General features: G+C 54.0%; 19 protein-coding genes. 11 read left to right on the plus strand and 8 right to left on the minus strand.

From position 1 onward, the window contains the following. Positions 1-214: 214 nt before the first annotated feature. Positions 215-1264, plus strand: a complete 1050-nt coding sequence (locus CTZ24_RS02905) for a DUF1176 domain-containing protein (RefSeq protein ID WP_208724732.1) — start codon at positions 215-217, stop codon at positions 1262-1264. A 46-nt stretch (positions 1265-1310) separates the two neighbouring features. On the opposite strand, the gene CTZ24_RS02910 is transcribed toward CTZ24_RS02905, so the two are convergent. Beyond that, the gene (locus CTZ24_RS02910) at positions 1311-1985 is read right to left on the minus strand and encodes a YecA/YgfB family protein (protein ID WP_208724733.1); all 675 of its coding nucleotides are present in this window, start codon (positions 1983-1985) and stop codon (positions 1311-1313) included. 233 nt (positions 1986-2218) lie between these two features. Between CTZ24_RS02910 and CTZ24_RS02915 the strand changes: the two genes are divergently transcribed. The 4 genes from CTZ24_RS02915 (at position 2219) to CTZ24_RS02930 (ending at position 5974) form a co-directional block, all read left to right on the plus strand. Further along, positions 2219-3238, plus strand: a complete 1020-nt coding sequence (locus CTZ24_RS02915) for an isopenicillin N synthase family dioxygenase (RefSeq protein WP_208724734.1) — start codon at positions 2219-2221, stop codon at positions 3236-3238. Positions 3239-3252: 14 nt separating this feature from the next. Further along, complete coding sequence (locus CTZ24_RS02920; protein ID WP_021185790.1) at positions 3253-4035, plus strand: MetQ/NlpA family ABC transporter substrate-binding protein; 783 nt, start codon at positions 3253-3255, stop codon at positions 4033-4035. 144 nt (positions 4036-4179) lie between these two features. Then, the gene (locus CTZ24_RS02925) at positions 4180-5361 is read left to right on the plus strand and encodes a serine hydrolase domain-containing protein (protein WP_208724735.1); all 1182 of its coding nucleotides are present in this window, start codon (positions 4180-4182) and stop codon (positions 5359-5361) included. 166 nt (positions 5362-5527) lie between these two features. After that, positions 5528-5974, plus strand: a complete 447-nt coding sequence (locus CTZ24_RS02930; RefSeq protein ID WP_036627485.1) for an RcnB family protein — start codon at positions 5528-5530, stop codon at positions 5972-5974. On the opposite strand, the gene pdxR is transcribed toward CTZ24_RS02930, so the two are convergent. Continuing rightward, positions 5971-7419 (minus strand): MocR-like pyridoxine biosynthesis transcription factor PdxR, encoded by a 1449-nt coding sequence (gene pdxR / locus CTZ24_RS02935; protein ID WP_208724736.1) that lies wholly within the window; start codon positions 7417-7419, stop codon positions 5971-5973. The two genes, CTZ24_RS02930 and pdxR, sit on opposite strands and share 4 nt — an antisense overlap. Positions 7420-7522: 103 nt before the next feature. Here pdxR and CTZ24_RS02940 point away from each other — a divergent pair, with 103 nt between their 5' ends. Further along, positions 7523-8233, plus strand: coding sequence for a GNAT family N-acetyltransferase (locus tag CTZ24_RS02940; RefSeq protein ID WP_208724737.1), 711 nt, complete (start codon positions 7523-7525; stop codon positions 8231-8233). Here the strand turns inward: CTZ24_RS02940 and CTZ24_RS02945 are convergent. From CTZ24_RS02945 to CTZ24_RS02960, 4 genes are all read right to left on the minus strand, one after another. Further along, positions 8230-8700, minus strand: a complete 471-nt coding sequence (locus CTZ24_RS02945) for a hypothetical protein (RefSeq protein ID WP_208724738.1) — start codon at positions 8698-8700, stop codon at positions 8230-8232. The two genes, CTZ24_RS02940 and CTZ24_RS02945, sit on opposite strands and share 4 nt — an antisense overlap. Before the next feature lie 173 nt (positions 8701-8873). After that, a complete protein-coding gene (locus CTZ24_RS02950) occupies positions 8874-10475 on the minus strand; it encodes an APC family permease (RefSeq protein ID WP_021185797.1) in 1602 nt (533 codons plus the stop codon). A gap of 292 nt (positions 10476-10767) precedes the next feature. Further along, positions 10768-13065, minus strand: a complete 2298-nt coding sequence (gene opgB / locus CTZ24_RS02955) for a phosphatidylglycerol--membrane-oligosaccharide glycerophosphotransferase (protein ID WP_208724739.1) — start codon at positions 13063-13065, stop codon at positions 10768-10770. A 215-nt stretch (positions 13066-13280) separates the two neighbouring features. Next, positions 13281-13670, minus strand: coding sequence for a tautomerase family protein (locus CTZ24_RS02960; RefSeq protein WP_021185799.1), 390 nt, complete (start codon positions 13668-13670; stop codon positions 13281-13283). Between the two features lie 120 nt (positions 13671-13790). Between CTZ24_RS02960 and CTZ24_RS02965 the strand changes: the two genes are divergently transcribed. Continuing rightward, positions 13791-14714: a LysR family transcriptional regulator gene (locus tag CTZ24_RS02965; protein WP_021185800.1), complete on the plus strand. Its 924-nt coding sequence runs from the start codon at positions 13791-13793 to the stop codon at positions 14712-14714. Here CTZ24_RS02965 and CTZ24_RS02970 read toward each other — a convergent pair. Further along, entirely contained in the window at positions 14688-15707 is a 1020-nt protein-coding gene (locus tag CTZ24_RS02970) for a glycosyltransferase family 32 protein (protein WP_208724740.1), read from the minus strand. The genes CTZ24_RS02965 and CTZ24_RS02970 overlap by 27 nt on opposite strands. 401 nt (positions 15708-16108) lie before the next feature. Here CTZ24_RS02970 and CTZ24_RS02975 point away from each other — a divergent pair, with 401 nt between their 5' ends. Continuing rightward, the gene (locus CTZ24_RS02975; RefSeq protein ID WP_208724741.1) at positions 16109-17059 is read left to right on the plus strand and encodes a beta-propeller fold lactonase family protein; all 951 of its coding nucleotides are present in this window, start codon (positions 16109-16111) and stop codon (positions 17057-17059) included. Here CTZ24_RS02975 and CTZ24_RS02980 read toward each other — a convergent pair. Continuing rightward, on the minus strand, positions 17052-17606 hold the full coding sequence (locus tag CTZ24_RS02980) for a histidine phosphatase family protein (RefSeq protein WP_021185803.1): 555 nt from the start codon (positions 17604-17606) through the stop codon (positions 17052-17054). The two genes, CTZ24_RS02975 and CTZ24_RS02980, sit on opposite strands and share 8 nt — an antisense overlap. A 584-nt stretch (positions 17607-18190) precedes the next feature. Here CTZ24_RS02980 and CTZ24_RS02985 point away from each other — a divergent pair. From CTZ24_RS02985 to CTZ24_RS02995, 3 genes are read left to right on the plus strand one after another with little or no spacing between them, the layout of a single operon-like run. Continuing rightward, positions 18191-19585 (plus strand): MFS transporter, encoded by a 1395-nt coding sequence (locus CTZ24_RS02985; RefSeq protein ID WP_208724742.1) that lies wholly within the window; start codon positions 18191-18193, stop codon positions 19583-19585. A 53-nt stretch (positions 19586-19638) separates the two neighbouring features. Beyond that, positions 19639-20661, plus strand: coding sequence for a LacI family DNA-binding transcriptional regulator (locus CTZ24_RS02990; protein WP_208724743.1), 1023 nt, complete (start codon positions 19639-19641; stop codon positions 20659-20661). 8 nt (positions 20662-20669) lie between these two features. Continuing rightward, positions 20670-21653 (plus strand): nucleoside hydrolase, encoded by a 984-nt coding sequence (locus CTZ24_RS02995; RefSeq protein WP_036627489.1) that lies wholly within the window; start codon positions 20670-20672, stop codon positions 21651-21653. Positions 21654-21784: the final 131 nt, after the last annotated feature.

Genomic DNA, 21784 nt, shown 5'->3' on the forward strand with positions numbered 1-21784 from the left:
CTTATGGAAAAGTACGCAGTTTTGGACATACTACTGCGTTGAATGATACTTGTTCAATGATTAGCAACGTTGCTTAATTTTCTGCGGATTTAGTCGGAAATTCGAAGTCGTTCTCATGGCTATGATTGGACCCATCTTATATCGCTAAAAATTCACTTCTCCCGGCCTGAAAAACTGCGCACACTATCCACCTTTATCATTATGGAGAGATGGTATGACATCCCGAAACCTGCTGGCGATCGCGCTGTTTGCCAGCATGGCCGCGCCGCTGTTGGCTGATGACAGCGGTATTTCCTTCAGCCATAAAGACTGGGAGCTGGCGTGTGATAACACCCTGACCTGTCGGGCGGCAGGCTACAGCACCGAAGAGGGGGCGGGTGGTTCGGTACTGCTGACACGCCAGGCCGGGGCAAATACCCCGGTAAGTGGCGAGGTAGTGCTGGCAGATGCAATGGAGGATGAGCCGAAACCCGTGGCGATGCTGTCGTTATGGATCGATGACAACTCACTGGGTGAGTTGCAGAAAGCCGATAACGACGAATGGCGTTTAACGGAGGCCCAGACACAGGCGGTGATCCGCGCAGTGAAAGGCAATGGCACGGTCGAGTTTCGTGGTGGTGAAGAACCGTTTGAACTGTCGGATAATGGCGCCTTTGCGACCTTGCTAAAAATGGATGATGCGCAGGGGCGTCCCGGCACGCCAGGGGCGCTGGTCAGAAAAGGCGATAAGCCGGAAAGTAGCGTGTTGGTCGCGGTTGCTGCGCCAGTCATTCAGCAGGTTAAAGTGATGCAAGCCCAGCCGCGCGCGCTCACTGCCCAGGAGTTGTCATCGGTTAAACCGCAATTGATTGAGTCTCTTACCGATGATGACAGCTGCGATAATTTGCAACCGTCCGATGACCAGCCAGAAGAGGGGGCTGAGCCAATCACCCTGACGCCCGTGGATAAAACGCATGTGCTGATCTCCGCACTGTGCTGGCGCGGTGCCTACAACGAAGGCTATGGCTTTTGGTTGATGGACAAGCGATTACAGCAAAAACCCGAACTGATTACCGATTCCGCCTCTGACTACCACGACGGCGTGATTTCGCTGGCGCAGAAGGGGCGGGGCATCGGTGATTGCTGGAGTACTGCCGCATGGGTGTGGGATGGCAAAGACTTCCAGCAAACCAGCGAGGCCACCACGGGCATGTGTCGTGCTATCCGGGCAGGTGGCCCCTGGCAATTGCCCACGCTGGTGACCAATGTGAAGCCAGCGCGATGAGATGGTTTTGCCTGATGCGCGATAAATCGCGCCGCGACGCCAGGTATTATTTCATGCAGCACTGCTTATATTTTTTGCCACTGCCGCACGGACAGGGATCGTTACGTCCAATCTTCTCACCGGCAAAATAGGGCACCTGGGGGGCTGGTTCAGGCTGTGACAGGCGCTGCTCCTGCCAGTAATCATGTAGCTGCAAGGCCGCCGGTCGAATCGCTGCGATACTGGCTTCAAACTGTTCCGGGGTGAAGCCGTCCAGTTGGGCAAAATTTTCTTCGCTGCCGTGTAAGGCAATGGCGTCGAGTGCCGGTTGCTGGGCTTCCGGCAGGGCTGACCAGTCATCCTGTGCCACGCCGCGCATATAGCCAAAGCACCACTCTTCCACCACGGTAAACTCCTGACCTTCCATCTCACGAGTGCCGAACAGCGGATCAAACTGGTCCGGGAACTCGCTCAGGCGCTCGGCGATATCGTTCATATGCTGGAAGGTCAGGGTCATAAAGCGATCCATTTCACGTTCGCTCGACCACTTCGGAATGTATTTCTGGCCGCCCCACATCGCCACCAGCCATGCGCTTGGCTCGATATCATTGGGGCCGGAAAGCAGCGCAGTCAGCATGCCATCCAGTTCAGCAACATCCACCACGGAGTGCTCAGTGCCGTATTTCTCCAGCATCTCTTCAAGCCAGTTCAGCTCTTTTTCGGTTAACGGGCCGTGGTTCATACGGTATCTCCTGCGATCGCTGCTCATTGACGGGCACGTTGCCCGACGTCGATAACGCGCGATTATAGCGGGAAGCGGAGGGATTCAGCCATCAATTGCCACTTTTCAGCTATCCATTGCTGAACCTTTCCTAAAAATCATTTCCCATAACATATTTCGCAACATTATTGGCTCTGATTCGCGACCAATGTCAGCGTAAACACTGAACTTGCTGCATTAAGGACGCAAATATCATGAGTGTTGGCACTTTGCCGGTACTGGACTTAGGGCTGCTGGAGTTACCCGGCGCTGCGCAGGCAGAACATCTCACTGAGTTACGCGAAACGGCACGCGATGTCGGTTTCTTTTACCTGGTGAATCACGGCGTCAATGCGCAGCTGCTGCAAAATGTGCAGAGCATCACCCGCGCTTTCTTCGCCCTGCCAGAGGCGGAAAAACAACGGGTGTCGATGATCCATTCACCCCATTTTCGCGGTTACAACCGTGCCGGGGTGGAATATACCCGCGAGCAACGTGACCAGCGTGAACAGTTTGATATCGGTGCCGAGCGTGTCGCGTTAACGCTACAACCTGGCGATCCGGCATGGAAGCGATTGCAGGGACCCAATCTGTGGCCGGAGGCATTGCCGCAGTTGCGTCCGGTGATCCATGCATGGCAGCAGGAGATGACCGGTGTGGCGCTGCGTCTGCTGCGTGCATTTGCCCGCTCGCTGTCTCTGCCTGCTAATGCCTTCGATGCCCTCTACGGCACCCATCCAAACGAACATGTGAAGCTGATTCGCTACCCTGGCCAGGCGGCACATGAGAGCCAGCAGGGTGTCGGGGCGCATAAGGATTCCGGCTTTCTCACCTTTTTGTTGCAGGACGAACAGCGGGGATTGCAGGTAGAGGTCACGCCGGGCAATTGGGTTGATGCGTTACCGAAACCTGGTGCTTTCGTGGTGAATATTGGCGAATTGTTGGAGCTGGCGACCAATGGCTATTTACGTGCCACCGTGCATCGTGTGGTTTCTCCCCCGGCACGTAAAGAACGCATTTCCATCGCCTTTTTTCTTGGCGCGCAACTGGACGCACAAGTGCCGCTCTATCAATTGCCGGCATCACTGGCGGCAGAGGCGGCCGGGCCAACCAGCGATCCGGCAAATCCACTGATTCGTGACGTTGGCTGGAATTACCTGAAAGGACGTTTGCGATCCCATCGTGACGTGGCTCTGCGTTATTACACCGATGCACTCAATACCGTTAAATCATAAGAAAAGGGAAACTCATGGACAAAAAAGTGATAGCAGCACTGGCTTTATTTTCTCTGGCGAGCAGTTACGCTTCCGCGGCCGCACTGCGTGTGGCTGCCGATCCGGTACCGCACAGCGAAATTCTCAATCAAATCAAGCAAACCGATAAAAAGCTCGATTTGCAGGTGATTGAACTGAACGGCAACCTGAATGCCAACGAGCTGCTGGCGCGGGGGGATGTTGATGCTAACTATTTCCAACATGTGCCGTACCTGCGTGACCAGGAAAAGGCGCTGGGCGAGAAGTTCGCCGTGGTGGCAACGGTCCATATCGAGCCATTGGGGATTTATTCGCACAAAATCAAATCCTTGAAAGATGTGCCTCAGGGGGCGCAGGTAGCGGTACCCAATAACGTGACCAATTTGAGTCGTGCGTTGTATCTGTTGCAGGCTAACGGGTTAATCAAACTGAAAAGTGGCAGTGCCGGTTCGTTGGTCACCACTGCGGATATCAGCGATAACCCACATCAGTTGAAAATTATTGAAATCGAAGCACCGCAACTGCCTCGCGCGCTGGATGATGCCACGCTGGCGATTATTAACGGTAACTATGCGTTGCAGGCAGGTCTGGTACCGTCAAAGGATGCGCTGGGACTGGAGCAGGCGAAAGACAACCCGTATGCCAATGTGTTGGTAACAACACCGAAGCTGGCACACGACCCACGTATTCTGGAACTGGCGAAAGATCTTGAGTCAAAGCAAACTGCTGAATTTATTAACCAGCAGTACAAAGGTTCGGTGATCCCGGTGCACCAATAATTCCTGCCACCACCTGTATCTGACGGGTGGTGTTCCCCTCTATCTGTGTTATATTTCGCCGGATATTTCACGGTCTGTTTTGTTCTAATTTATTGATTTAACTTAAATCAGCTGTGGTTCCTTTCTGACATCCGGGGTTTTGTGATGCAACATGGCATCGTCACCTGTTGCTTGCGTCTGTTAACGGTAGCAACGGCGGTTTTTTTGCTCAGTAGCTGTGGCACGCTCTCGCAGACATCGGCCCCGGTCAGTGACAATATTTACCTTTCGCATGCGTCATTCGAGGATAATGTCGATGACATGGTGCGGCATTACATGCAGCAAAAGCAGGTCTCCGGCATCAGCATCGCCATTATTCATCAGCGTGGTGAACCCCAGTTTTACAGCTATGGCGTCACTGATGCTGTGCATCGTTATCCCATCACACCGGATACCTTGTTTGCCCTGGGATCGCTGAGCAAAGGGATCACCGCAGAGGTGATTATCCAGTTAGTCAATCGTGGCGAGCTGCACTGGACGGATACCCTGGCGACGTTGCTGCCCACGTCTGTGCCACTCAGCGCTGATGCCAGGCGCATAACCTTGCTACAACTGGTGACGCACACCTCAGGCCTGCCACGTCAGGACATGGATTTGTCGATGTTTATCAAATTCATGCGCTACCTCTCCAGCGGCGAGAATTTTTACGGCAATTTAGATAGCGATGAGGTGCTGGACTATCTGGCGGATTTCCGTGCACCAGGCAATCCACAGGCACAATATTCCAACCTGGGTTACGCCCTGCTTGGCTATATCCTGCAATATCACTTTCATCAGAGCATCGAAGTCCTGGCCCAACATCATTTATTTATTCCACTGGGCATGACCAGCACCAGCTTTGCTGCCTCTCATCTACGCAATTTCCCTTACCGTGCACTGGGCCATGCTGGCGATCAGCCAAAGTTGATTCCGCGAGGTCAACTGACACCTGACTGGCAATTTCGTCACAATATGGTGGCCGCGGCGAGCCTGTACAGCAACGCGCGGGATCTCATCCGCTATCTCGGTGCGCATCTCAGCGCCACGCCTGATGAGGCCATTAATCAGGCTTTTGCCCAGGTCGGGCAGGGCTATCAGCAGCACGGAAATCAGTCACAAAATATTGCCTGGGTTACCGACAGCTACGGCGATCAGCGCATTACCTGGCAGGTAGGCTATATTGGCGGTTACTCCAGCTTTATCGGGTTTGATCAGGCCAACGGCAATGCCATCGTGGTGCTGCAAAATGCGTTTAACTGGAGTAATTACCTTGGCATTGCGTTATTGAGGGATTGGGTGCGGCAGTAACACGGTTGCTTGCAATTAAGCCTTGCAGAATTGCGTGGCGGCTGTTGTATGCTGTCCGGCGAAATTTGACGCGCAGGACGCGGTGCAAAGCGCACCGGGGAACCTTCTGCGTGCCGCAATTGTCAGTAAATTGAACATTGAATAATTAACCAGAGTGGACATCACCATGCGCAGGACTCACGCCGTACTTCTTTCTGCAGGACTTTTTCTGGGCTCGTTAACCCTGACGCCCGCCGCGCTGGCCGAAGGCGAGCAAACTGATAACGTGCCACCGCCGCCGCAGGTTGAGCAAACCGCGCCAGACGCACAGGCCCAGGCACCGGTAGTGGCAACCCCGGCGCAACCGCAGGATAACGCCGCACAGCCTGTCGCACCGAACAACTACGATCTCACCACTATCGTGATTGATTACAAAGAATATAAAGTCGGCGATGTGGTGCCGGATGAGTATCGCGGTAAATCCTACATCATTAGCGAATGGCAGCCGCGTCACCTGCCAGCACCGCAGGAAGATACCCATTGGGCATATATCAACGCTAACTACATCCTGATCACCAATGACACCGGTAAAATCGTGATGGCGAAATCCGGTGACATCTTCTTTAAAGGTTAGCGATTAATCAGGCGCGCCAACTGCGCCACCGCATTGCTGATTTGACTGGTGCTGGTATTACCGTATCCCAGCACCAGTCCTTGTTGTTTGTGCTCTCCCAGATAAAACCCTGACAGTGCGCCGGGCGCGCAACCTGACTGAATCAGTTGGTCTGCCAACGCGATATCCTGTATTGCGGGTGGGAGCTGTAATACCAAATGCATGCCACATTCCCCACCGAGCAATGAAACCTTTTCACCCAATTGTTGGATGAGTGCGTTGCGCAATGCGGTCTGACGTTGTCGGTACAGGCGACGCATTTTGCTCAGATGACGACTGAAATCGCCATTGCGGAGAAAAGCCGCCAGCGCCTGCTGCTCCAGGCGATTACCGCCGCGCAGCACTTCATGCAGTGCCGGGCGCAGACGCGGTAACAACTGGGGCGGCAACACCATAAAACCCAGACGCAATGCAGGAAACAGGGTTTTGCTGAATGAACCCACGTAAATCACCGGGGCGTGCTGCGCCATCCCCTGCATTGCCGCGATGGGTTCGCCGCTGTAACGAAAATCACTGTCGTAGTCATCTTCAATAATCCACGCCTGATGCTCCCGCGCCGCCGCCAGTAACGCCAGACGGCGTGGCGCACTCATCACCACGCCAGTGGGATACTGATGGGTCGGTGTGGTGTAAATCAACCTTGGTGGACGTTGTTGCCAGTCTTGCGGCTGCGGTGCCAGCCCGTGAGTGTCTACAGCGATAGGCTCGATGTGCAGGTCTCCTGTGCGCATCGCGGCTTTCGCCCCGCGATAGCCCGGTTCTTCCACCCAACCGATGTCACCCGGATTGCTGAGGAGCAACACACATAATGACAGCGCCTGTTGTGCGCCTTCGGTGATGACAATTTGCTCCGGGGTGCAGCGTACCCCGCGTGCCAGAGCAAGATGTTGGGCCAAGGCTTCACGTAATGCACCTTCCCCAAGCGGATCGCCATAGCCCAGCAACTGGTGGGGCTGATGTTGCATCACGCGATTAAATGCGCGTCGCCACTGGGCGAGTGGAAAGTGCGACAGCGCTGGCACGCCTGGCCTCAGCGCCATTTCCTGACTGAACGGACGGTGTGATGAATTTAACTGGGCCACGCGAGTTGCCAGCCGTGGCTCGCTGTCATGTTCTGCCATAGCAGCAGGGGCGGGGAGCTGTGCAACCGGCGTGACGCGGCTACCCTGGCGATCGCTCACCAGAAAACCTTCTGCCTGTAGCTGTGTCCAGACGGCGATCACCGTATTACGCGAAACCTGAAGTTCAAGTGCCAACTGGCGCGTGGCGGGCAGTCGGGTGCCTGCGGGGAGTTTGCCAGCCAGAATCGCCTGCCGGATACGCTGGAACAACTGCTGCTGTAGCGTCAAAGGGTGATGGTTTGCCAGCGGTGCCGTTAGCAGGGTGCTGAGGTCGAAGTCGTTCATGCCGTGCTCGCGTGGATCTAACAATAATCATGATTGTGGCGCTTTTTACAGGGCCAGCAAAGTGGCAAATTACCTCTACCCAATCCAACGGCAGGGAAACACGATGTCTCAGAACACCAATACCTGGGGGCAACCCGTGGGGTTTGCATTACCCGACTGGCAATCGCGTCCACGACCGGAATTTATCCCCTTTACCGGCGACTATTGCTTCCTCGAACCGCTCAGTGCCGAACGTCATGGTCGCGAACTCTATGCTGCCTATGCGCTGGCGGAAGATGGCCGGGACTGGACCTATATGTTTGCGCAACCCTTCAATGATGAAGCGGCCTATCTGGCGTATGCGCGGCAGATTGAGAATGGGCACGATCCCATGCATTTCGCGGTGATTGATAAAGAAAGCCGGCGTGCTGTCGGAACGCTGGCGTTGATGCGCATCGAACCTACGCATGGCGTGATGGAGATTGGACATGTGGCGTTTTCTCCGCTTTTAAAGCAAACGCGCATGGCAACCGAGGCCCATTATCTCCTGATGCGCTATGCCTTCGAACAACTTGGCTACCGCCGCTACGAGTGGAAATGTGACAGCTGCAATCAGCCATCACGTAATGCGGCACTGCGACTGGGGTTCCAGTTGGAAGGGATTTTCCGTCAGGCCATTGTCTACAAAGGCCGCAGCCGTGATACCTGCTGGTTTTCGATTATTGATAGCGAATGGCCGCAGGTAAAACTGGGCTTTGAACGCTGGTTGTCAGCGGATAACTTCGACGCCGGGGGAAGGCAGCGCTACCGACTGGAAGCGCTGCGTCAGGGTTAAGTGAGAAAGATATATTTGCTGGCGGCAAGCACGATGGCGCAGGTTGCTGCCATCATGACCCGCTTCAGCCATTGCAGCTCTTTCTTCATCCCGACAATGTCGAGATTCATGCCACTGATACGGGAATCCGTGTGATCAAAACGCGCTTCAAGTTTTTCGAAGCGCTTATCAACCCGGTCGAAACGTTGATCAACTTGTGCAAAACGCTTATCAACGTGTTCAAAGCGCTCATTCACGTTCTTTTCAAACTGGTCAATCCGATCTTCAAGGCGGTCAACGCGTGTTTGTAGAGCCTGTTGTCCTTTTACCACTCCCTCCATCGCCTGGGATAAATCGGCTTTGGTCAGTGAATGTTCCTGCTGCATTTCGGCGAAGATCTCGACCAGCACTTCTGCCTGGCGTTCGTCCACACCTGCCTGCTGCAACGATTTGTACGCTTTATGGGTATTCATCATCGTCAGTATCATCCCTGTTCTCCCTGAATGGTTTTCTCCTGGGGAGAAACCTGTCTGGGATGTGATAGTTGCGCCATGTGACAGTATGTATTTTGCGCGCTATCTCGAAAAAAATCAATTAGGACAACGAGTAACGAGATTTTCAGGGGCAGGCCGCCTGTGCCGTGGCACAGGCGGGTGGGGGATTAATTATGTGCGTATTTACCGCTAATTTTTTTGCCGGAAGTTGGGGTTTCATCCTCTTCATCGGTGATGGCGGGAACGGACAGGCTGGCTTTTACGCCCCAAAAGTAGCAGACCAGTGAAGCAACGATGGCGAGGATCATATCCAGTGGTGCACCAATCACACCGCTGCCGCCGTAGGTGCCGAGCATGGAAATCACCATAACGGCGATGTAGTAGGCCAGTAGCCACCATGCGCACTGCAAATCCTGACGGAACTGGCTGTTTTTCTTGCCAAAAATGGCATAGCCAATCCAGGCGACGATCAGGATCGGGATGAGGATCTCATTCACTGACCAGCCACTCCAGTAGATCAGCAGAGTACTGGCAACAAAGGCCAGAGGGCTGAGGATCGCGGCAATCGGTAAACGGAACGGGCGCTGCATATCTGGCAAGTGGTTACGGAACGCGCCCAGGGTAATTGGACCGGGCATATAGGTAAACACCGTTGCGGAGGTTACTGCACCAATCAAGCCACCCCATACCTGAAACTCTGATGGCAGCGTCCAGACGATCGCCAGCAGCAATGACAGCCACAATGCGCCACGAGGCACACCGGATTTCGCATCCACTTCACCAAACACCTTGAACAGATGGCCGTTGCGCGCCCACGCGAAAAGTACGCGTGCGGCCCCAGCCAGATAGATGTTACCGGTCCCGGCCGGTGAAATGACGGCGTCGATCAAGATCAGGTTAATTAACCAGGTAAGACCAAGGCTGCGTGCCAGGTCAGCATAGGGTGACTGGAATACCTGCTTCAGACCAGCCCAGCCGTGTTGCGACAGTAAATCTGTCGGCACTGCACCCATAAAGGCGTATTGCAGTGCCAGATAAATAACGAAACTGACGGCGATAGCGATACCAATCGCCAGCGGCACGTTGCGCTGTGGGTTTTTGGCTTCGCTGGCAAAATCCACCGCCTGACGAAAACCGAGGTAGGCAAACACGATCCCTGCGCCGGTCAGTGAACTGAACACGCCATGAGCTCCGCCCGGAGGTGCCGGTGGCACCTCAAGATTTGGCGCATGGAAGTAGAGCAGCAGGGTGACAATGGTCAGCAGCGGCACGATAAATTTAAAGGTGGTGACAATGGTGTTAACGCGGCCAAAGAAACTGACGCTCCAGTAGTTAAGCAGGAAAAACACCACCAGCAGCCCAATCTGCACGGCAAAACCCAGTCCGGTCGGGCTGCCATCAGCATGTCCCAGCGCTGGCCACCAATAAATGGCGTACTGACGCACGGCTTCAACCTCCACCCCGGCCGTGCTGGTGTAGGCGAGCAGTGAACTCACGCCAATAACAAAACCGACGATATTGCCGTGTGAATAGTTGGGGTAGCGCACAAAGCCGCCCGCGCGCGGCAGCGCCGATGAAAGCTCGGCATACACCAGGCCAATCAGCAGCACGATCACTGCCCCTAATACCCACGCCCAGCCAGTATGGCTGCCCGCATAGCCGGAACTATTGAGTGCGGCATATAACCAGCCCGACCCAATCATCGATCCAATGCCAAGTAACGACAGATCGACCAGCCCTAATTTCTGTTTTAGCCCACTTGACGCCATAACATGCCCCTGTCTGATTATTAGATGTTGTGAGAGGGGAATAAAGCATATTGCGTGCCAGTAATATTTTACGGATGTGAAGGTTTAGCGATGAAATAAATATTCTGGCATCACCTGGAGAATGGGCGGTTCAGGTAAATGCCTGACATGGAAATAGGGGATTCAATATATTCGGGAACTATCTGAACCTATGGATTCGCGGTGCAGGACGCACCGCGATGATCCGAAATATACATTATGCATGTAGTTGAAACATTATGTCATCCCTGCAACAGGAATGACATAATTCCCGTTAACCCTGCGGTTGTGGAATAATTTTAATATCCACCATGCCAATACCTAATTTACGGGGGTCCTGGCCGATGATATTTCCCACATTGGAGAGCTGGGGTTCCGGCGGGGCAATAATTAAATTATGGCTGCCGCCGGGATTGGTGAAATGCAGCGTGGTGGTCGATACATCGTCACCCAAGGTTAATTCCTGCTGCTGATCGCCAACGCGAACCGGAATTGGCCGATGCGCATTGGGGCCAAATGCACGGGCGGTGATCACCACATCAAAACTTCCCGGCAGCGGATCGACATATTCGATGTTCACTTCCGGTGCCAGATTGGCGTTGGACCAACGTCCCCACAGCTCCGGGCGCGAAATGCCGGTGAAGCTTTTCACGCTTTGCGGTGCACCGGGCACGTTGAGCATAAAGCTGTCAGCGCTATAGCGAATGGCGTTGTCTTCAATACGGATCTGCTGCTCATTGTGCTGATATTGCGCATCGCTGAGGGTGGTTAGCGGGAAGATCGCTTTTCCCTTCCACACCGGTTTATCAATACGCGTAACCGTTGGCTGACCGCCCATCTGCCCCATTGCGAGACAGAGGTCGCTGGAAAGTGCCAGATCAGGCTGCCACAGGCGCGCCATCTTAAAGCAGCGATCCACCCAGACGAACTTCTCCGCAGCGGTAAAGTCTGCCAGCTGATAACGCAGCGGCGCGGAATACTCACCTTCTGGCAGCGGTTCCACGCGTTTATCGCCCACGCGGAACAGAATCGGCAGCTTGAAGGTGGTACCTGAGAAGCTGAAAGTGTTCTTCTGCTGGTCGATGGTGAAGGCATCGAGCTTGCTGGGGAAATTCCACAGCTGGATGATATCCGGTTTCCATGACAACACCTTCTGCGTCATGTTATCAAACTGCGCGGAAAGCGAAGGGGAACTGAGGCCGCTGCGGCCAAGGCCAATGGCTTTATCGCCACCGAGAATATCCAACACGGTGGCACCGTTATCCAGCGTGCTGCGCTTGCCATCCAGCACCTTCGCTTCAGGCTGATCGCCACGGATCACCATAAACAGGTCATGGCGTGGTTGCTGGATCAGATATTGATGCGCGGTGTTATTCATCGCCAGGTGATCGGACGTCACCACAATGATGGTGTTTTTAAACCACGGCGAGGCTTTAATACGTTCAATCAGTCGCGCCACATGTTCCTGAGAGCAGGCCACCGCACTGAATGACTGATTTGGTTTGCCATCATAGCTGTAGCTTTTATGTTGGCAGGTACGGGAAATAAAACCGTCCGGGTGGTGGGTATCGACGGTGAGGGTAAAGAGCGCAAAGCGTTTCTGCTGCCGCGACAGTTCCTCATACTTCTTAAACACTTCATCCATCACGGTATCATCGTAATAACCCCAGTTGTTGCGATAGTCAGGGTCAGCCACGCGATCTTTCAGTTCCTGCGCACCGTACATATGTGCCGGGTCAAAACCATGCGATTTCAGGAAGGTATCTTTACCGGCAAAGCGCAGGTCGGCACCCTGAATAAACCAGTTCTCGTAGCCGGAATTCTTCAGGATATCGCCGAGACAGATATTTTGTGGGAAGAAGCTGGACAGTGCGGCCGACGCATTGTCCTGGAACGGAGCAAACAGCGGAATCCCACATTGTGAGCCGACCATACCGGCGATGGTGTAATCCGTGCCGGGCAGTTGTTCGGTGTTGCTGAAATCCAGGCTTTGATCTTTTTCACGACTCAGCTCGGGTGCCAGGCCGGGGAACGTTTTTTCGTTAAAGTAGGTTCGCTCCAGACTTTCGCCATAGATATAGACCAGGTTGAGCTTTGGCTCGCTAATCACCGATTTTGGCGTCTTGTAGTAAGTCTCGAAATCGGAATCCGCCAGTCGATTATGGGAAGCAATTAAATCCTTCACCTGACGAAATGCCGGAGTGGTTTGCACTGAGCCCGCAGCACAGGCAATAGCCAACAGACTCCAGCCAAGATGGTGTTTCTGTTTGCGACGACGTAGCAGCCATGTGAGCAGACAGAACAGGAGAAATAAGGCAATGATGATACCGATCGCCGGCACCACGTATTTGCTGACGCCCGCACCGGTCAGGCTGTTAGTCAGGGTATAGAGCACCGCGTCATTAATCCCGTCGCCAGTAAAATAGTTGCTGGCAAACAGCGTGATGTTGAGCACGATGAACAGGGTAAGAAGAAGCAAAATCACACCAAACCAGAACTTATTACGTCCGGCTTTGTGGGAATAGACTGCAATCGCAGCTAAAAAAAGTACAACCGATAATACTTCGGACAAGGTCGGATCCTCAGGCTGATTGAATACGCAATCCGTGCGTAACCACCCTCTTTGGGGGTTTTTGCGTCAATCTATATTGGCTGTCACATGTCTGCAACACGACCAGTCAGATTTGTGCGGCTGATTTGACTTTGTTTAAAGCGGGTTTAGGCAGGCTATGGTTTGCACTGGCAGCAATCAAAGATCGCTGCCAGATAAGGGGGAAGAGAAGAGGATCAGAGTTTGCCGGTCAGGTACTGCGCTTCGCCATCGGCAAAGCTCCAGTCACCTTTATTATTGGTAATAAAACTGATCATCAGGTCATTGCCCTGCACGCCACAGTTTTCCTGTAACTCGCGTGCTAACTCTGCCATGAAGAGCGTTTTCTGTTCTTCACTTCTCGGGCTGGTGTAGACCCGTACCATCACCAGATTGTCACTGCGCTCAAAACCGAGGCCGGTATCCTGAAAAACCATCTGGTATCTTTTGTTTTCGTGAACAATCTGATAACGATCGCGGGGTGGGACTTTAAAAGCAGTCAGAACGGCGCGATGAGCCGCATCCAGCAGAGTACGTAATTCTGATTCAGAACGGCCCTGAATCACGTCAAATTGCAGTAACGGCATAAATAAACCCTCGTTTTTGCTCACATGGAAAGAGTAGGATGTGGTGCTATGCTGCCGTGTACCGTTGCAAAGAAAAAGCGCGCTGCCTGAAATGATTATTTATTATTTTGAACAATCATCATGAAAGAGATTAAAACCGATGCACTTTGGGTGCACCTGCACTGGCTGACCGTACTGGCTGAGTTGGGGAGCTTTACCCGTGCGGCTGAACGGCTGGACGTCAGTAAGGCGGCGATGAGTCAAAAGATTAAAGAGCTGGAAGAGATGGCGGGCGTCGCGCTGGTGCAACGCACCACCCGCAGCGTACGCCTGACATCTGCCGGAGAAAAGCTGGTGGATGAGCTGCGAGATCCCTTTGCGCGTATTGAGCAGAGTTTTTTCAGCGTGCGTGATGAGGCGGGCCCGGTACGCGGCATGGTTCGTGTCAGCGCCCCCGTAGCCTTTGCCCGGCAGCAATTGGTGCCGATTATCGGCGATTTTTTGCGTGAATATCCGCAGGTGCGTATCCAACTGGATGTGACCGACCGCTTAGTCTCGCTCGGCAGTGAGGGTTTTGATTTGGCGATTCGTCACAGCCAGCAGTTGCCGGAAACGCATGTCGCATTGCCGCTGTGTGAAACCCAGACCTTATTGGTGGCGTCCCCCGCTTACCTGGCGGAGCAGGGTACACCACAAACCCCACAGGCATTGCAGCAGCATAATTGCCTGTACTATCCGCGCGGGCTGGAGTCACCACAGTGGCGTTTCCGTCAACTGAACGACGCCAGCGAAACGGTGCTGGTCAGAATCCAGGGGAATTTTGCCACCAACAATAGCGAATCGATTCGCGATGCGGCGTTGCAGGGGCTGGGCATTGCTATGCTGCCAGATTTCAGCGCCAGCGCGGCGCTGGCGGCGGGTACGTTACAACGGGTTTTACCGCAATGGCAGTCGGTGGACGCCTTCGCCGATCGTTTATGGGTGGTGCGCCCTTATGCGGCCCAGGTGCCACGGGCGGTCACCACCTTTATTCACTGGCTACGCGCGCGCTTTGTTGATGGCTGAGGGCGACACCAGCGCAACCGGTGCATGGGGTTGCATCATTTGTCCCAGCAGGCTGGTGCGATTGTAGTTGCCAAGGCGCAGGTTGAAGTCGAGATGCTGACGTTCATTACCGCTTAATTTAATCACCGGTGGCGGGGTGTGCGGGCGCTGCTGAAATAACACCGATTTAGCAAACGCCGCGCTATTCCAGCCGCTCAGGCGTTGATAAAAGTAGGCATTCGCTTCGCCCTTGCGCAGATAGATATTCGCCCGGCGATATTCACGCATCGCCGCCTGTTGCGCCAGGGAGCAAAGTTGCTGCTCTGGCTCGGCAATTTTTTGCGCCAGCAGGGTAAAATCATCGCGCTTATTCAATTCACTGAAGAAACGTTGCGCCCCAAGATGTTTAATCGGCGCGTACTGCTTCTGCCATTCGCGGATAAAAGGATTATTGGGGCTGGCGGCGAGAAACCAGTTTTCCATCACCGGCGACAGGTAATTCATGGTTGAGACTTCGCAATAAAAACCAATCACATCCATAGGACGTTCCTGATGCACACGATGTACCCAGGCGAGATCTTCAAACAGCAGAGTGCTGCAATCAATGGCGATGCCGCCGTAGCGTAATAATAATTCCAACCGAATGGCATCACTTTTTTGTTTCAGCGTTAATTCTGGTGAAGTGAAGATAAAATCGGGCAAGACTTCTTTTACCGTCTGACGATTTAACAAATGCACCTGATGATCGGGATTATCCTGGCGGATTTTTTGAATATTTAACGCCATTGATTTCGGTAAATATTCATCGTCCCAATACATCCAGACTATTTTAGGGATATCTGCCAACTCTTTTTCGGCAGAAATCAACACCACGTTATCCTCTTCGCTCGGATCGTATTCCGGAGCGACAAGGCTATTTTGCTGCTTTTTTTGCAGTAACATCTGGCCGGTAAAAGCAATTTTCTGCCAGTTGTGCCACAGCATACGGGCAGTTTGGAGGCGTTTTTTTGTCATGGTGCACCTGATTATTGTGATTATCGCGGTTGGGGATTCCCTGATGCTGGCGCGTGGGCGCGCTCTTGTTTCCTCACGGCTGTGTGTAAAAGACTACCCTTGCTTAATAAAACATTCCTGCGCGCGAGACCATCATTTTCTTTATCTTTCAGATAAACCGGAAAATGAATGAGCCACTCAAGTTAAAATTATCATTAAATAATTTTGGTAATCGGTGTTTGTTTAATTAAGTATGGATAAGACTATTCCTAATAAAATAGAATTTCGCTGTGGTTTGATGCGGGCAGGATTAAAAAACGTGAGTCAAATGATGGGTTAACCGTACTGGATTTTTCACTGGCCTACCCAACGCTGATCCGCGTTAGCTACGCTTAAAGGACGTTGTTAAAAAAGGAGACGCTATGCAGCCTGATAACCGCGGATTACTGGCAGTCGATAAACAGGGCAATCGCGTGTTGTTTCTCAACCCGGACACTTTTGCAGTGCAACAGGAACTGAATGCCTTTCCACCCCGGCCACATGAGTTGTTGATGCTGTCGCAGTGGGAGAAAGCCTATGTCCCGATTTATGGTGATGGCATCCACGGCGATAATCCCCATCCGGGCCACAAAATCGCGGTGATTAATCTGCGTCAGCGGGTGATCAGTGGTTTTATCGATGTTACGCCCTTGCAGGCGCCACACAGCGGGCAACTGGGGCGCGACGGTAAAGTGTATCTCTGCTGCGAAAACAGCGCCACCGTGGCGGTGATTGATCCGCTTACCGATCGGCTGGAGAAAACCATTCCCCTGCCGTCACATAACGCCCACCGGCTGGCACTGTCACCCAGTGGGCGCAAGTTGTTCACTGAAAACGAAGAAGATGCCAGCATTACGGTGGTTGATCTTTGTGAGGCTGAAGGGCGGGTTATCGACACCATTCTGATGCCAGGACCGATTGCCGGTATCGCCGCCTCGCCAAAACATCCTTATCTGGTCGCCAGCGCGGCCGATGCCCCCTTACTTTATGTGGTGGATCGTCAGAGTCATCGCATTCGCCAGCGGTTACGTTTAGCGGGTCATCAGCAACCTTGTCAGGTCGTTCGTTTCAGCGCTGACGGCGAGCGTCTGGTGGCGATTGGCGATCATGAGGCAGTGATTACGCTGTTCGACGATCTTCTCAATCCCTTGGGTGATATCGCCGTGGGTGATAAACCGATGGATGGCTGTTTCAGTGATGACAAACGCACGTTGTTGATTGCCAATGAAGGCGAGGGGTCATTGAGCGTGATCGATTTGGCGCAGTTGAGGGTGGTTGCCACGCCGCAGGTTGGGACGGGTTGTGAGGTGCTGAGTTATTTCACCCTCAAATAAAGGGGCGATGATAAATGGCGCTACTCCAGTGGCGGCTGCTGGCGTGTTTTTCTGCCTGCCAGCCGCGCTTGCGCAGTTCGCGTGCAATCAGTTTGTTCATAATGCCGTGGCCAACCAGCAGCACGGTGCCACGGTTTGATAGCAAAATCAGTTTGTCGGCAGCCTGTTGGGCGCGCTGGCGCGCATGCTGCACCGATTCCACATGCCCGGAATAGCCACATAGCCACAACAGGCGCAGCAGCGCCAACCAGACATTGAGCGGCAAATGTAGCCTTGCGTAGGGCAAGAGCGGCATTGCCACTTCGCTGAAGACTTCATCCACTGCATGTGGCTGTAGCCCCAGGCGTGTCAGTGAGGATCGGGCACGCGGTAACGGGCTGGAGGCGATGACACTGGCCTGGCTGGCGATCGCCATGCTGCGAGGTGGTGGTGAATCACAGATATCCGCCTGGTCGTAACCTTCACACCAGTCAGCCAGCGCTCGCGCCGTAAAGCGCCCGCTCACCGGATGGTTGGGTTTGCCATGTCGCATAAGAATGATGGTCATAACGCCTCGCAATGAATTTCTCCAGTGTAATGCAGCCGGTTGGCAACCTGGGAGAGTGGCAAGATTTCAGACAAATTCTCATCTGTCATCAAAACTTAACTGAATTATGCGACAAGTGGCGCGATGCAGGTTCAATCGCCACTTTGCTAATGATAAGCAGAAATCGTCAGTCTGGTGCATTTTTGACGTTTTTTTGCGCGCTCGCATTGCATTGTAATGTCATGAATTGACGCCATTTTTATCGATAATCCCTGAGAAATAGTAAAGATAAATTAATTGTTTTTACTGAAATCACTTGATTTATCTACGCGCGTAGATAGACTGATTACACAGTGATAGCTCACGGTGCCAAAGACGAAGTTGGCCTTGAGATGACGAAGTTACATTTGCCTTGTTAATGCGATCGGTGAAAAAAACATCGGCGAAGTCTGGCAAATCAGAGAATTCCAACACCAGGGAATCCTTTATTGACCTTGCATCCAGGTTTGCCCACTAAACGTCGCCACCGGGGCGTTCCGCTTGTTGCAAGGGAACCAGACCACGGAAGGGCGTTTGCTCGATCCTCATCTATCAGGGAAATGGTTATGACGGTACATCACTCCGTTTCGCAACAACGCGCACTGTCTTCTTCTTCGGCCGCCGATGCGCGGCTCGAAACTTCCTCTGGCCGCAAAGATTTCTGGCGCGCCACCTTATCCTGCTGGTTGGGTACGGCAATGGAGTATGCGGATTTCGCGCTCTATGGCCTTGCTGCCGGCATCATTTTTGGCGATGTATTCTTCCCCGAAGCCAGTCCGACGATGGCGCTGCTCTCCAGTTTTGCCACCTGGTCGGTAGGGTTTATTGCCCGTCCGATTGGCGCGCTCCTGTTCGGCTGGATTGGCGATCGTAAAGGCCGCAAGGTGGTGATGATCACCACCATCATTTTGATGGGTGCCTCTACCACGCTGATTGGTTTAATCCCCTCCTACGCCAGCATTGGTTTGTGGGCACCCGCCTGCCTGGTCCTGTTGCGCTTTACCCAGGGGTTAGGGGCGGGGGCTGAGTTGTCTGGCGGTACGGTGATGCTGGGCGAGTATGCACCGGTGCAACGTCGTGGCCTGGTCTCGTCGGTGATTGCGCTCGGTTCCAACAGCGGTACGCTGATCGCGTCACTGGTCTGGCTGGCGGTGGTGCAGATGGACCAGCAAAGCCTGCTTGCCTGGGGCTGGCGCATTCCGTTCCTCAGTAGCGTGCTGATTGCGCTGGTGGCGTTGTGGCTTCGTCGCCATCTGCGCGAAACCCCGGTATTCGAACGCCAGCAGGCGGAGCTGAAAGCGGAACGTGACGCGAGCCTCGCCATCCATGCCGCACCCACCGATACCCGCAGTTTCTGGCAGCGTAGCCGTGCCTTCTGGACCATGGTTGGCCTGCGTATTGGCGAAAATGGACCATCGTATCTGGCGCAAGGTTTTATCGTGGGTTATGTGGCGAAAGTGCTGATGGTGGACAAATCGGTGCCCACCACTGCGGTTTTTATCGCCTCGATTCTGGGTTTCCTGATCATTCCTTTGGCCGGCTGGCTCTCTGACCGCTTTGGCCGCCGCATTACCTACCGTGGTTTCTGTCTGTTGCTGATGTTCTACGCCTGGCCTGCGTTCCACCTGCTCGATAGCCGTGACCCGGCCATTGTTATTCCAGTGATGGTGGTGGGGATGGCGCTGGCGTCACTCGGTATCTTTGGCGTACAGGCGGCGTGGGGCGTTGAGTTGTTCGGTGTGAAGCATCGTTACACCAAAATGGCGGTGGCAAAAGAGCTGGGGTCTATCCTTTCAGGAGGTACTGCGCCATTGGTGGCTGCGGCGCTGCTGTCGTTTACCGGCCACTGGTGGGCGATTGCTATCTACTTTAGCGCCATGGCAACCATTGGGTTTCTGACCACCTTTGTGGCACCGGAGACGCGCGGGCGTGACCTCAATCTGCCGGATGATGCGATCTGACGTGCATCTGCCGCTACGGTTGGGTGCCAGGAACAGAATTCGAGGTAAAAGTATTGGCTAAATCGTCGTCCGGAAATGTCACGCGTAGTGACGTCGCCAAAGCCGCAGGCACCTCTGTGGCGGTGGTGAGTTACGTCATCAACAACGGACCTCGCCCGGTGGCAGAAGCTACACGTCAGCGGGTGCTGGAGGCGATCAAACAAACCGGCTACCGGCCAAATGCCGTGGCGCGTGCGCTGGCATCGGGCAGCACCAAAACCTTTGGCTTGATTGTGCCCAATATTGCCAACCCGTTTGTCGCATCGATGGCGCATCTGTTGTTACAGGAGTCGCTAAACCACGGGCACGTCATGTTGCTGGGCGATGCTGGTGATGATCGTCAGCGCGAGCTGGAGTTGATTCAGGGACTGCTGAATCGTCAGGTCGACGGCCTGTTTTATAACAGCGTCGATCGCCACCCTTATATCGATGTGATCAAAGCCAGTGGGACACCGTTTGTCATGCTCGATCGCGTTGAGCCACAACCCGGCGTCAGCATGCTGCGGGTGAATGAGCGCGAAGCGGCACGTCAGGTGACAGCGCATCTGCTCAGTCACGGTTATCAGCAGGTTGGGATGATCAGTGGTCCACTGGAAATGTTGAATACGCAGGATCGTATTCAGGGCTGGCGTGATGCGCAGGCCGAGTATGGCTTGCAGGTGGATGAGGCGTTGATCTTCCCCACCAGTTATACGCGACAGGGCGGCTACGATGCCGCATGGCGGATGATGAACAGCAACCGGGTGCCGCGTGCGCTTTTTGCCAGCAATGAAGGGCAGGCGATTGGCTGCATTCGTGCCTTTGCTGAATCTGGCTTACGCGTGCCGCACGATGTTGCGTTGGTCTGTTTTAACGGTACTGAGCAGTCGGCCTTTCATGTGCCGACGCTGACAACAGTACGCCAGCCGCTGCGTGAAATGGCGCAGCGCGCAATTGCCATGCTAAAAAACTGGGATGGCGAGGCGGAGCTGGCGGAATTTCCTCACCATCTGGAGATCGGTGAGTCCTGTGGTTGCCAACTAACCAGCCGAAAATAAATAACACCATGAAAAGATTGATTATTGATTGTGATCCGGGGAATGGCATTGCCGGTGCAAACACCGACGATGGGTTGGCTTTAGCCTTAGCGCTGGCGTCACCTGCTTTGTCAGTGGAATTGATTACCACCGTCACCGGTAATACCCCTTGTGCGGTGGGAACCCAGGTGGTGAAGGATCTGTTGCAGCGACTGGGCCTGAATATTCCGGTGGTGCAGGGTGCCCAGCAGGCATTACGCGAAGACCCGGCACCGTGGCGCGCGCGTCTTGATGGTGTCGAGGACAAAAAACTGGCCGAACTGTGGCGCGGCGTACGTCAGCCACAGCTGTTGCCAGCCGATGGCAATGATGCCGCAGGCGTGATGGGCCAGCTGATTTGTGACAATCCGGGCGAGTTTACCCTGGTGGCGATCGGTCCACTTACCAATGTGGCACAGGCGCTACAACGTTATCCGCAGATGGCGGAAGCGGTGGCGGAGATTGTCATCATGGGCGGCGTATTTGCGCTGGACGATTATATCAAAGACACCAATTTTGGCCTCGACCCGGAAGCGGCGCATCAGGTGCTGCACAGCGGGGCGACGGTGACGCTGGTGCCAATGGATGTCACCACGCAAACGTTGCTGACGCATCAGGATCTCAGCCGTCTTACCCACCATCAACATACACTCACCCAGTTTGTCCGGGAAACGCTGCGACCGTGGATTGATTACTCCATCCGTACCCGCCATTTGCCGGGCTGTTGGATCCACGATGCTTTGGTGGTCGCCTGGCTGTTGAATCAACGTGTCGCCGACGGCATGGATTATCATGTCGATGTGGAATTACGGCCTGGTGCCACGCGGGGTAAAAGTTGGCGTTATCGCACGCCGCTGCGTCTGGATGTGGGCATTCCGCACGATGCCGGCGCGCTGGTACATGTCCTGCACAGCGTCGATAACCCCTTGTTGCTGGACATCATCGAGCAGGCATTTAACGGCCTGAACAACTAAAAAAAGCCCGGTCATCGCGCTGGCGATGACCGTATTTCACCTGACATGCTTCCTTACACCGGGACGCACTCGCTGACAATTCCGCGTCACAGCCTGCCTTTCTGACATGCTATATACAAATAGTTAACAAA

It is taken from the genome of Pantoea phytobeneficialis, assembly GCF_009728735.1.
Classification (GTDB): domain Bacteria; phylum Pseudomonadota; class Gammaproteobacteria; order Enterobacterales; family Enterobacteriaceae; genus Pantoea; species Pantoea phytobeneficialis.

Bases quoted from the DNA above. Each gene is read 5' to 3' on its own strand.
- CTZ24_RS02980 (WP_021185803.1), bottom strand. From the start codon at position 17,606: ATGACCATCATTCTTATGCGACATGGCAAACCCAACCATCCGGTGAGC.
- CTZ24_RS02930 (WP_036627485.1), top strand. From the start codon at position 5,528: ATGCGCAGGACTCACGCCGTACTTCTTTCTGCAGGACTTTTTCTGGGC.
- CTZ24_RS02985 (WP_208724742.1), top strand. From the start codon at position 18,191: ATGACGGTACATCACTCCGTTTCGCAACAACGCGCACTGTCTTCTTCT.
- CTZ24_RS02920 (WP_021185790.1), top strand. From the start codon at position 3,253: ATGGACAAAAAAGTGATAGCAGCACTGGCTTTATTTTCTCTGGCGAGC.
- CTZ24_RS02965 (WP_021185800.1), top strand. From the start codon at position 13,791: ATGAAAGAGATTAAAACCGATGCACTTTGGGTGCACCTGCACTGGCTG.
- CTZ24_RS02940 (WP_208724737.1), top strand. From the start codon at position 7,523: ATGTCTCAGAACACCAATACCTGGGGGCAACCCGTGGGGTTTGCATTA.
- CTZ24_RS02910 (WP_208724733.1), bottom strand. From the start codon at position 1,985: ATGAACCACGGCCCGTTAACCGAAAAAGAGCTGAACTGGCTTGAAGAG.
- CTZ24_RS02975 (WP_208724741.1), top strand. From the start codon at position 16,109: ATGCAGCCTGATAACCGCGGATTACTGGCAGTCGATAAACAGGGCAAT.
- CTZ24_RS02970 (WP_208724740.1), bottom strand. From the start codon at position 15,707: ATGACAAAAAAACGCCTCCAAACTGCCCGTATGCTGTGGCACAACTGG.
- CTZ24_RS02905 (WP_208724732.1), top strand. From the start codon at position 215: ATGACATCCCGAAACCTGCTGGCGATCGCGCTGTTTGCCAGCATGGCC.
- CTZ24_RS02960 (WP_021185799.1), bottom strand. From the start codon at position 13,670: ATGCCGTTACTGCAATTTGACGTGATTCAGGGCCGTTCTGAATCAGAA.
- CTZ24_RS02915 (WP_208724734.1), top strand. From the start codon at position 2,219: ATGAGTGTTGGCACTTTGCCGGTACTGGACTTAGGGCTGCTGGAGTTA.
- CTZ24_RS02995 (WP_036627489.1), top strand. From the start codon at position 20,670: ATGAAAAGATTGATTATTGATTGTGATCCGGGGAATGGCATTGCCGGT.
- CTZ24_RS02925 (WP_208724735.1), top strand. From the start codon at position 4,180: ATGCAACATGGCATCGTCACCTGTTGCTTGCGTCTGTTAACGGTAGCA.
- CTZ24_RS02945 (WP_208724738.1), bottom strand. From the start codon at position 8,700: ATGATACTGACGATGATGAATACCCATAAAGCGTACAAATCGTTGCAG.
- pdxR (WP_208724736.1), bottom strand. From the start codon at position 7,419: ATGAACGACTTCGACCTCAGCACCCTGCTAACGGCACCGCTGGCAAAC.
- CTZ24_RS02950 (WP_021185797.1), bottom strand. From the start codon at position 10,475: ATGGCGTCAAGTGGGCTAAAACAGAAATTAGGGCTGGTCGATCTGTCG.